Below are 11849 nucleotides of genomic sequence, written 5' to 3'. Positions count from 1 at the left end.
TTCACAATGACTTAATAATAAAATAGTTATCTTTATAAATAACAATTAATCTTCAATTAATCATGAAACCTACGTACCATTATACCACCGTAATAGAAGCTTTAGAAGATCTAAAAGAAAAAGGTTTTACCTATGATTTTAATATTCATCAGGATGATATTAAAGCAAATCCACATAAATTTGAAGTAAATCATGTGTATCGCTATGAAGGAGATACTGACCCCGGAGAAGAATCTGTGGTTTATGGTATCAGTGCTGCTTCTGGAGAAAAAGGAGTTTTTGTAGCTGGTTTTTCCGCAAATTCAGATAATGAAGCTGCGCTTGTTCTGGAAAAATTATGCATTGAATCCAGTGGGCAATGCAAACTCTAAATATTGTATAGCTTCTTATTTTAAAAAATAGAACTTCAAGAAATTTAATTATTAAGTTCGATGCTACTTTCCGAAATCATAATAGAGCGGATTAAGAAAGAAGGACCAATCTCTTTTCGGGATTTTATGGAGATGGCATTGTATTACCCGGAATTAGGATATTATAATTCGGCCCAAAACAAGATTGGAGCAGATGGTGATTTTTACACCAGTGCAAATCTTACTGCTGATTTTGGCGCTATGATAGGACGCCAAATCGAAGAAATGTGGCAAAACTTAGAAAAAAAACCTTTTAAAATCATTGAATATGGTGCTGGAACCGGTTTATTGTGTCATGATATTTTAGATTATCTCGAAAACAACATTCCTTTATATGAGAACCTAAACTACTGCATTATCGAGAAAAGTACCAGTATGCGGGAGATTCAAAAGAAACATTTACGAAAAAAAGTAAACTGGTACAACTCCATTAAAGATATCCCTGAAATTAACGGCTGTGTGTTATCAAATGAATTGATTGATAATTTTTCTGTTCATAAAGTAATTATGGAAGAACAGCTTAAAGAAGTGTTCGTTGATTACAAAGAAGGTTTTATTGAAATTTTAAAACCTGCAAAGACTGAACTCATTCAATATTTCGAAACATTAAAGGTGTATTTGCCTGAAGGATTTCGAACAGAAGTCAATTTGGAAGCTGTATCTTGGATAAAAGAAATTTCTCAATCTTTACAAAAAGGCTACGTAATCACTATCGATTATGGATCATTATCGGCTGAATTATACAACAATCGGAGAAGTTTCGGGACACTCCTGTGTTATTATAAACATCATAAAAGCGATAATCCGTATCAGTTTATTGGCCAACAAGACATCACAACTCATATTAACTTTTCAGCTTTATCTCATTGGGGTTTACAATACGGGATAGAGCCTTGTGGAATTGTGAATCAAGCAGAATTTTTGTTGGCACTGGGTATAAAAGAATATCAAAATTCAATATTAAATAATAATCCAAATAATATAGCATTAGCCATGCAAGAATCACTTATAAATTATAGATTATTAATGGATATGGGTATGAAATTCAAAGTATTAATACAACAAAAAGGAGTTTCGGAATATCCACTTTCGGGATTGAAATTTTTAAATTCTTCAAGAGTTTTAAACACTTGAAATTACAATTTATCAGGAGCAATTTATTCTACTGTTCGCTTCACTCATGTCCAGCTATCCGTTACAATCTTATTCGCCGAACCACGATTCATAAGGATTTCCACTTTTATCTATGCTAGGAAATTTGGTATATAAAAACCCTTTGAAAAATTATAAAATCTTTCAATACTTAAATTTTTCCATCATTAAATTAAAACCTATATTTGCTTTCGAATAAAAATTCTATGGAACAATTTGTTGTATCGGCTCGTAAATATCGTCCTCAAACATTTAAAGATGTTGTAGGACAAAAAGCCATTACCAATACTTTATTGAATGCCATAGAAAGCAATCACTTAGCTTCGGCATTATTATTCACAGGACCTCGTGGCGTTGGAAAAACTACTTGCGCCCGTATTCTCGCTCGAAAAATCAATCAACCGGGGTATGACGATCCAAACGAAGATTTTGCTTTTAATGTTTTCGAATTAGATGCTGCTTCAAACAATTCCGTTGATGATATCCGTAATCTAATTGACCAAGTTCGTATTCCGCCACAAACGGGACAATACAAAGTGTATATTATTGATGAGGTTCATATGTTGTCTTCGGCCGCTTTTAATGCTTTTTTGAAAACATTAGAAGAACCGCCAAAACATGCCATTTTTATTTTGGCAACGACCGAAAAACATAAAATTATTCCAACGATTTTATCTCGTTGTCAAATATTTGATTTCAAAAGAATTACCGTAAAAGATGCTAAAGAACATCTTGCAGAAGTGGCCACTAGTCAAGGTGTTAACTTTGAAGATGACGCTTTGCATATTATTGCTCAAAAAGCAGATGGCGCGATGCGTGATGCTTTGTCCATTTTTGACCGAGTAGTTTCTTTTTGTGGAAAAGATTTAACACGTCAGGCCGTTACGGAAAACTTGAATGTGTTGGATTACGAAACATATATTAATACCACCGACTTGATTCTGGAAAACAAAATTCCAGATTTACTAATCGCTTTCAACGATATTCTTGCCAAAGGATTTGATGCTCATCATTTTGTATCCGGATTGGCTTCGCATTTTAGAGATTTATTAGTTTCTAAAACGCCCGCAACTTTATTTTTATTAGAAGTTGGGGAACAAGCACAACAAATGTATGGCGTGCAAGCGCAAAAATGCAGTCAAGACTTTCTTTTGAAAGGAATTGAAATTGCAAATGATTGTGATTTAAAATACAAACTCAGCCAAAATCAACGACTTCTTGTTGAACTTTGCCTGATGCAACTTGCCTCTATCACTTTTGATGGAGAAAAAAAAAAGTTGACCAATTTATAATTCCACCTACTTATTTTAGAAAGAACGATTACTCAATTGTAGAAAGTCCAAAAGCTAAAATAGAAAGTATTGCAAACACTTCAATTGCAGCGACAGTTCAAGAAAAAGAACCGGAAGCTATAGTTGCTACTTCAATTCCTGTTTCAACTCCTACAGTAAAAATCGAGATTCCACAATCTAACGAACCTAAGGTTTCTGCGTTTTCATTATCGAGTATCCGTGCCAAAAAAGTATTGGAAGAAAGTACCAGAGGAATTGTAAAAGAAGTGGCACATTTGCCAACAGAATCTTTTACCGAAACAGAAATGTTACTGCATTGGAACAAATATGCCCAACGTTTAGGAGATAAAGGTTATAAAATTATGGAGTCGTTATTGCTTATTAACGATCCTAAACTAAATGGAACTGCTATCACAATTGAATTACCAAATGAAGGTTCTAAATTAGATTTTGAAAAAGAATTGAATGGACTTTTAGGACATTTAAAAGGGCATTTGCACAATCACGACATCACAATTGAGGTTATTGTGAATGAAAGTATTGAAAGTAAAAGAAGCTTTAACGACCAAGATCGCTACAACAGACTTCATGAAATAAATCCAAATATTGAACTCTTACGAACAACATTTGGATTAGATTTAGATGCTTAAGATAATTAACTCTGAAGAAAATTATATCTTTCCATAATACATCGCTTTTACAATACCATCAGAAAGCCCAATTTTAGGAACATAGATATTTCTTGCTCCACTCCATTTCATGGCATTCAGATAAATTCTTGTAGCAGGAATAATTACATCAGCACGATCAGGATTCAGACCTAATTCTGAGATTCTTTGTTCATACGAAAGTGAATTTAAGAAAGCGTATTGGGAATTCATATAAATATATGACAATGGTTTTTCTTGTATTTTTCCGGACATCTTGAAAAGCTTATTAATATTTCCGCCAGATCCTATTAAAATAACTTCATCGTATTCTTCTGTATTTGTCTTAATCCATTTTTCAATTTCATCCCATACAACATCACAAACCATATCATTTAGCAAGCGTACTGTTCCTGCTTTGAATGATCTTGAATTTATCATTTTACCATTAGAAAATAAGGTAAACTCTGTGCTTCCACCACCAACATCTACAAAAAGATAAGTTTGATCCGTTTTTAACAAATGATGCAAATCAGTTGAAGCAATTATTGCTGCTTCTTTTTTACCATCTATAATTTCTATTTTTATATCGGCTTTTTTCTTAATCAGAGCTACAACTTCCTTACCATTATAAGCTTCACGCATAGCTGAGGTTGCAAATGCCATATACCGTTCCACTTTATGCACCTTCATCAAAAGATTAAAAGCTTTCATAGCATCACACATTCTTTCTAAATTCTCTTCTGAAATTTCACCGACAGTGAAGGCATCTTGGCCAAGACGAATTGGAACACGCACTAATGAACTTTTATTAAACTGTGGCTCTTTTCCTTCTTGTTCTACAATATTCACAATCAATAAACGCATGGCATTAGAGCCAATATCGATTGCTGCATATTTTTTTATTTTAATCATTTTGGATTTGATTCGTTTATTCTTTTAGTAATTAATTGGTTTATTTATTAATTCTAAAATCAAAAAATTATTGAAATATTAAACTAAACTTGAACAAATAATTATACTATTTTTTCCGTTTTTGACTCTAATTCAACTTTACTCTGATAGTATTTGTAAGTTTCTAATTGCGCTCTAAAAACAGGATTATGATTTCGGACTCTGTATTTATTATCTAATTTATAAGAATGAAAACGGGCTTTTACATTCCCTTTCCAACCTATATCGAAGTTGTCAATTAACTCATTTTTTATTTCCTGATCGTATATTGGACAGGTAACTTCAACACGCCCATCGAGATTTCTGGTCATAAAATCAGCTGAAGAAATGTAAACTTCTGTCTGTCCTGCATTACCAAAAATATAAATCCTAGAATGTTCTAAATAATTATCTACTATACTGATTGCTTCGATATTCTCACTCATTCCGGGAATTCCTGGTATCAATGAACAAATACCTCTAACTTCAAGTTGAATTTTCACTCCTGCTCTACTCGCTTCATATAATTTATCTATCATTTCAAAATCAGATAAACTATTCATTTTTAGTTTTATATGTGTTTTTCTTCCTGCCAATGCATGCGTAATCTCTCTATCAATTAATTTTATAAATCGGCTTCTGGTGTAATGCGGGGAAACAATAAGATGTTTGTAGCGATGTACTCTATAATTGATGTCAAAAAACTCAAATATTCGCATGATATCTTTCAGAATTTGTTGATGACTCGTAAAAAGAGTTACGTCAGTATACACTTTTGCAGTAGATTCATTGAAATTCCCTGTCGAAATAAAGCCGTATCGTCTTATTTTATTATTCTCATTTCTTTCAATAACACATATTTTACTGTGAACTTTTAGTCCTTTTATTCCAAAAATTAACTCGATGCCTTCTGTTTGCATTTGCTCAGCATACGAAATATTGGAAGCTTCATCAAAACGAGCTTGCAATTCGATTTGAACGGTTACTTTTTTTCCGTTTTTGGCTGCATTTATAAGAGAACTAATGATTTGAGAATTTTTGGCCAATCGATACAAAGTAATTTTAATTGAAGTTACTTTTGGATCTAATGCCGCTTCACGCAAAAACTTTGTCAGATAGGAAAAGGATTGATATGGAGCATTTAGCAAATAATCTCTTTCGCTTATTTTTTCTAACATACTGCCTTCAAGACTCAATCCAGGAATTGGCAAAGGATCATTGGTTTTGTATAATAAATCGAATCGACCCAGGTTTGGAAAATTCATGTAATCGCGTCTGTTATGGTATCTCCCGCCAGGAATAATACTGTCAGTAGAAACGATTTTCATTTTATCAAGAAAAAATTGCAAGGTATCTTCTTCTATTAATTGGTCGTAAATAAAGCGAACCGGTTCACCAATTCTACGATCTTTAACACTCAATGATATTTTTTCAATCATACTTTTGCTTAAATCACTATCGATGTCTAATTGAGCATCTCTGGTAATTTTTATCATGTGTGCAGAAACACTTTTGTAGTCAAAAATATTGAAAATACTGCTCAAATTATGTCTAATCACATCATCCAGAAGTATGATATAATGCTTTTCATTATTAGATGGTAAAACAACAAAACGGTTAATTGTTTTTGGAATTTCGATTACGGCATAACGAACTTCAGAATTTTTATTCATAACCAGTTTAATGGCTAAATATCCCGAAGTGTCTTTCAACACGGGAAATTCTGCTAAATCATTCAAAATTATGGTTACTAATTCAGGACTTAGTTTTTGAATAAAAAAGTCTTTCAAAAAGATTTCCTGCTCAATTGTAATATCATTTTCAGTAATAATAAATATATTTTCAGTCTCAAGTTCAGCTTCAATAATATTTAATATTCGTAAACTTTCTGATTGTTGTTGGATTACAATTTCAGTTATATCTTTTACTAATTGCTGAGCAGAAATCCCTCCAAGATACTTTTCTCCAGTGATTCCCGTTAGACTTAATCGTCTTATAGCGGCAAAACGAACTCTGAAAAATTCATCTAAATTATTCGAAAATATACCTAAAAATCGTAATCTGTCTAATAGTGGAACTGAATTATCACCAGCTTCTTGAAGTACTCTGGCATTGAAAGCTAACCAACTTTTTTCTCTATCAATGTATTTATATTCTAATACTTTATTCATCTTAAATCTTTGGGAAATATTGTTTTTTTTATTTTACCTTTTTTAATTTTTTTCCAATCATCGGTATCAAATTTCATGGATACAAAACCGCTTGTAGGAATATTATCAAAATAATCATCCCCAAATTTATTAACAAAATTTGTAATGGCACCATTATGTCCGAAAACAATAACACTTTCGAAAAGATTACTGCATGATTTAATAATATCCTCCAGTTTTTTCTCATCAAAGGTATAAAGGTCGTCATTGTAAACGATACTTTCCACAGGATAAGTTAAATTTTGAGCAAAAATTAACGCTGTGTCTGTTGCCCTTTTTGCGGTACTAGCCCAAATAATATATGTTTTGGGAATAAAATCTTTAGCATAAACAGAAACAAGATGTGCATCTTTCATCCCTTGACAAGTCAAACCACGATCTTTATCGTGCATTGGGACTTCCCAGCTTGATTTTGCATGCCGAACTAAAATTAGATTTTTCATATTACCGATATTTATTTTTCAATGGCATCATATCAATTCATTTGAGTTTACAAATTACAAAATAAAATTTAAATGCAATTGCTTATTTAATTTTAGATAATGAAAATATCATTGAAAAAAAATATTTTTTTTAGCAAAAAAATTTCGTTAAACATTATCAAATAAAGAATAAAAACACTCCCAATCAGCTTGTTAAATACTCAATTCTACTCTTACTTTTTAATAAAAAACGAACCGCAATCAAGTAAAAAAAGCCTAATAATCAGTGAAAAAGGAATAAAAATTAATTACTACGATTAAAAAAGTGTCATTTAACGAGTTTATTGGCTTTTGGCAGAAAAAAAATATAAGATATTTCTATTTATTTACCTTTGCCAAAATACCGAATTTAAAATAAATTCCTATAATTTAAAAATCCTACTAATGATTGAAATATTACTAAATAAAATTGTTAACCCACAATACGATTTATTCATTCAACATAATATATACTTTTCATTGATAATAGGTATTTTATTTTTTACCATCCTCTTTTTTGAAATAATTGTAGTTAATCAAAATATTGATTTAATAGAATTATTTAAAACCAATATTTTAAAAATTTCGTATTTAACCCTAAAAATTGATTTATAAATAAATTCAAACTAGTCACTTAAAAAGAAATTAATGCCTTTTTTTAATTTTTTTTATGATTGATTATGTTTCAAAATGCTTTTATAAAAAACATTAAAAGAAAGAATTTTACTACCAAAAATCCTATAAATTTATGAATAAAATTACTTTAAAAACAAATAAAATAATATTTTTCATTTTATTCCTTTTAGCGACGCTAAATCTATATTCTCAAACACCAATTTTTTCAAATCCATCATTAAAATCTGGAACAGCTAATTCAGTTGGAGCTAAATATTTATATACTGGGGTAACTACTGTAGATGGCACAAGCGTTGATGCCGTAGTAACAATTGTATCAATTACAAATGTAGTACTTGTAGATATTGACAATCCTAATAATGGAGGTGGAAGCTTACTAAATAGATTCCAACCCGTTATAAGAAGTACTGTTTCTGGAGGTAATGTAGAGTTTGATTTTACTTTTTATAAATCAGGAACTTATGGTACAGCATTAGAATTAAAAATTGATTTAAATTCTTTTACTATAGAAACTTTAGATATTGATGGTGGAGAATTTTTTGATATTGTTATACCCACAAATGCAAATTATACACTAGAATCACCTACAAAAATTACTGTTTCTACCGTATCTCCTTACACCAGATTTACCGGACCTAATGAATCAGTTGATCCAATAAGTATTACAAATACTGCCTATATTGCTTCTGTTAGTTACGGGCGTGTTAACTCTGTAAAATTTAGACTTGGAAGTACTAATGAGTCAAATGATAGACAAAGCTCAATTAGTTTTGGTGAAGTAACATATGATATACCTAAAGCCCCTGTTGCAAATGATGATAGTAAGTTAAATCAAACTAATGGACCTGTAAGCATAGATGTAACTCTTAACGATACAGATGCTAACCAAAACATCAATAAATCAACAATAGATTTAAATACTTCAACCAGCAGTATACAAACTAAATTGACAGTTGCAAATGAAGGAGAATGGAAAGTTGATAGCAATGGAATTGTAACTTTTACTCCATTGATAACATTCATTGGTAATCCAACACCGATAACTTATGTTTTGAAGGATTTAACTAATCTTACGTCAAACATTGCTACAATAACAATAACTTATAAAATCACCCCACCTTTAGATACAGATACAGATGGAATAATTAATAATATTGATTTGGATGATGATAATGATGGGATCACTGATGGTAATGAAGGTTGTAATTTTACAAGTGTACTAGCAAATCCAACAGATGCTATAGTAAACTCTTTAAATACTTCAGGTACAGGTTTATTCCCTCTTGACCCATTTGGACCTGCTGTATTACCACAAAATGGAGTCAATGTTAGTGTAATTTCAGGATTTTCTACATCTTCACAACAGTGGAGAATATATCAACCTACAGTAATAAATGCTTCAATTAGCATACAAGGAAACCCTACAAATTTTGCAACGAAATATTTAGATTTGATAGGAGCTTATACTAATCCAAAAGTTATCGAAAGAACAGTTAAACTTGATTATCAAGTTACTTCAAAAAGTTTAAATTCCGGTAATTATAAATATCGATATATTATAGGTATTGCTGGCTTATCTGATCCAAATGCTGCAGGTAAAATAACTTCATCCGTTCCATTAGAAGTAATAGGCAATGTTGATGTTTTTAATACTGGTAAATACTCTTATTTTGATGGTTCTACACCTCCTGTTGAAGGACAAGTCGGGACTATTATGGCATCAAATCCATTAATAGCAAATTCTGTAGCACCACCTAATGGTTATACTTTTTACTATTTACCGGATGACATTACTTCTTTTAATTTAAGAACAGAGGGTAATGATCAATATGGTTTTATTTTTGGAGCATTAACATTATTATGTGATGATACAGATGGTGATTCAATGCCTAATGCTTTAGATTATGATTCAGACAATGATGATTGTTCAGATGCTAACGAGGCTTATAGCTCTATTAATGCTGATACTAATGGCGATGGTACTTATAGTGGAGTTGTAGGTATTACTCAAGTAAATAATAACGGTTTAGTTATTGCTGCAGGAATAAATAGTACAGGCAAAAATTACAATACTACTCCATCACCAAATGTTAAAATTGCTACAAAAATTACGTCATCAACTAATCCTGTAGATACATTTACAACAGTTGGACAAAGTGCTACTTTTTCAGTTACAGCTACTGCAGTTAGTACAACTACTTTCTCATCCGGAACGCCTAATTATACAATACCACCTGCAATAGATTCTAGTTCTTCATTAACTTATCAATGGCAGGTTAATACTGGATTAAATTGGGTGAATATTTCTAACGGAGGAACAAATCCATTATATGCAAATACAACAACCGCTACATTGAGTATTAGTCAAGTTACAACTAATATGAAGGGCTATCAATATAGGGTACTTATTAAACATTTAAATAATGTTTGTGCTAGTGTGACTTCGAATAGTGCAAGCTTGTCTTGTGTTAATCCCTTAGCACCAACAGCTAATGACCAAACAGTATGTTCTGATGGAACTACTACTCAAACTCTTACCGCTACTGCAACGGGAGGAACCATCACTTGGTATGATGCAGCAACTGCAGGTAATTTAATTGCTTCTCCTACCCAAGTGGGTGTAGGTACTAAGACTTATTATGCGCAAGCTTCTAACAATAATTGTTCAAGCTCAACTAGAACCCCTGTTAAGTTAACTATCAATGTAGTTCCTGCAGCTCCAACAGCTAGTAATCAAACAGTATGTACCGATGGTACTACTACTCAAACTCTTACCGCTACTGCAACTGGCGAAACCATCACTTGGTATGATGCAGCAACTGCAGGTAATGTAGTTTCTTCTCCTACTCAAGTTGGTGTAGGTACTAAGACTTATTATGCACAAGCTTATAACGGTATTTGTTCAAGCTTAACTAGAACTGCTGTTAAATTAACTATCAATGTAGCTCCTGCAGCTCCAACTGCTACTAATCAAACAGTATGTTCTGATGGAACTACTACTCAAACTCTTACTGCTACTGCAACGGGCGGAACCATCATTTGGTATGATGCAGCAACTGCAGGTAATGTAGTTTCTTCTCCTACTCAAGTTGGTGTAGGTACTAAAACTTATTATGCACAAGCTAATAACGGTACTTGTTCAAGCTTAACTAGAACTGCTGTTAAATTAACTATCAATGTAGCTCCTGCAGCTCCAACTGCTAGTAATCAAACAGTATGTACTGATGGAACTACTACTCAAACTCTGACTGCAACTGCAACGGGTGGAACCATCACTTGGTATGATGCAGCAACTGCAGGTAATGTAGTTTCGTCTCCTACTCAAGTTGGCATAGGAACAAAAACATATTATGCTCAATCTTCCAACGGCACTTGCTCTAGTATAACTAGAACAGCCGTTAAATTAACTATCAATCCATTACCAGGAACACCAAATGCTAACAATGTTGAATATTGTCAAGGAGACATCCCCCAAGCACTAACAGCAACTGTTAGTAATCCTGCCAATAATCTATATTATTTTTCTTCATTAAATTCAACACCGCAAACTGTTTTAACTCCTAGCACAAGTACTGCAGGACAATTCACATACTATGTGGCTGAAGAAAGTAATTCTTGCCTAGGACCCAAAAAAGCAATTACTGTTTTAATTAATCCTAAAGCTGTAATAACTAGCCAACCAGCAGATAAGAATATTATTTATGGTAATAATATAAGTTTTTCAGTAGTAGCGACTAATGTAACTACATATCAATGGCAAGTAAATAATGGTACTGGATATACAAATATTACAAATAATAGTATTTATTCTAATGCTACAACACCAACATTAACAATTGCAAACCCTACAGTTGCAATGAGTAATTACAAATATCGTGTTCTTTTAACTGGAACATGTATCAATACAACTACTGATCCTGCTACGTTGACTGTGACTCCGAAAGTCCTTAATGTGACTGTGGTGGCGGATGATCAAACCAAAGTATACGGGGACCTTAATCCTGCACTTACTGCTATTGTTAGTGGTGCGGTTAATGGAGATACCATCAACTATACCTTAGCTACTACCGCGACTCAGTTCTCTAATGTGGGAGCCTATCCGATTGCG

General features: G+C 32.3%; 10 protein-coding genes. 6 read left to right on the top strand and 4 right to left on the bottom strand.

The annotated features are described in order from the left end of the window. Nucleotides 1–62 precede the first annotated feature (62 nt). From QLS65_RS12750 to dnaX, 3 genes are all read left to right on the top strand, one after another. Entirely contained in the window at nt 63–371 is a 309-nt protein-coding gene (locus QLS65_RS12750) for a hypothetical protein (RefSeq protein WP_282713065.1), read from the top strand. 60 nt (nt 372–431) lie between these two features. Beyond that, a complete protein-coding gene (locus QLS65_RS12745; RefSeq protein ID WP_282718199.1) occupies nt 432–1544 on the top strand; it encodes a class I SAM-dependent methyltransferase in 1113 nt (370 codons plus the stop codon). Between the two features lie 224 nt (nt 1545–1768). After that, nucleotides 1769–2854: a DNA polymerase III subunit gamma/tau gene (gene dnaX, locus QLS65_RS12740; protein ID WP_282713068.1), complete on the top strand. Its 1086-nt coding sequence runs from the start codon at nt 1769–1771 to the stop codon at nt 2852–2854. Between the two features lie 97 nt (nt 2855–2951). Here dnaX and QLS65_RS12735 read toward each other — a convergent pair whose 3' ends face one another. Beyond that, nucleotides 2952–3080: a hypothetical protein gene (locus QLS65_RS12735; RefSeq protein WP_282713069.1), complete on the bottom strand. Its 129-nt coding sequence runs from the start codon at nt 3078–3080 to the stop codon at nt 2952–2954. A gap of 7 nt (nt 3081–3087) precedes the next feature. On the opposite strand from QLS65_RS12735, the gene QLS65_RS12730 reads away from it, so the two are divergent. Beyond that, on the top strand, nt 3088–3504 hold the full coding sequence (locus QLS65_RS12730) for a DNA polymerase III subunit gamma/tau (protein ID WP_233206906.1): 417 nt from the start codon (nt 3088–3090) through the stop codon (nt 3502–3504). A 21-nt stretch (nt 3505–3525) separates the two neighbouring features. On the opposite strand, the gene QLS65_RS12725 is transcribed toward QLS65_RS12730, so the two are convergent. From QLS65_RS12725 to QLS65_RS12715, 3 genes are all read right to left on the bottom strand, one after another. Then, nucleotides 3526–4416: a Ppx/GppA phosphatase family protein gene (locus QLS65_RS12725; protein ID WP_282713070.1), complete on the bottom strand. Its 891-nt coding sequence runs from the start codon at nt 4414–4416 to the stop codon at nt 3526–3528. Between the two features lie 101 nt (nt 4417–4517). Then, nucleotides 4518–6605, bottom strand: a complete 2088-nt coding sequence (gene ppk1, locus QLS65_RS12720; RefSeq protein ID WP_282713071.1) for a polyphosphate kinase 1 — start codon at nt 6603–6605, stop codon at nt 4518–4520. After that, a complete protein-coding gene (locus tag QLS65_RS12715) occupies nt 6602–7087 on the bottom strand; it encodes a SixA phosphatase family protein (protein WP_282718196.1) in 486 nt (161 codons plus the stop codon). The genes ppk1 and QLS65_RS12715 overlap by 4 nt, the downstream gene beginning before the upstream one ends. Before the next feature lie 423 nt (nt 7088–7510). On the opposite strand from QLS65_RS12715, the gene QLS65_RS12710 reads away from it, so the two are divergent. Further along, nucleotides 7511–7720: a hypothetical protein gene (locus tag QLS65_RS12710; protein ID WP_282713073.1), complete on the top strand. Its 210-nt coding sequence runs from the start codon at nt 7511–7513 to the stop codon at nt 7718–7720. Between the two features lie 133 nt (nt 7721–7853). Then, a partial coding sequence (locus tag QLS65_RS12705) for an Ig-like domain-containing protein (RefSeq protein ID WP_282718194.1) occupies nt 7854–11849 on the top strand: 3996 nt, incomplete at its 3' end.

Origin of the sequence: Flavobacterium algoritolerans (genome assembly GCF_030010385.1) — a bacterium.
In the GTDB taxonomy this organism is placed as follows: domain Bacteria; phylum Bacteroidota; class Bacteroidia; order Flavobacteriales; family Flavobacteriaceae; genus Flavobacterium; species Flavobacterium algoritolerans.
This window is presented reverse-complemented; position numbering and strand designations above follow the sequence as displayed.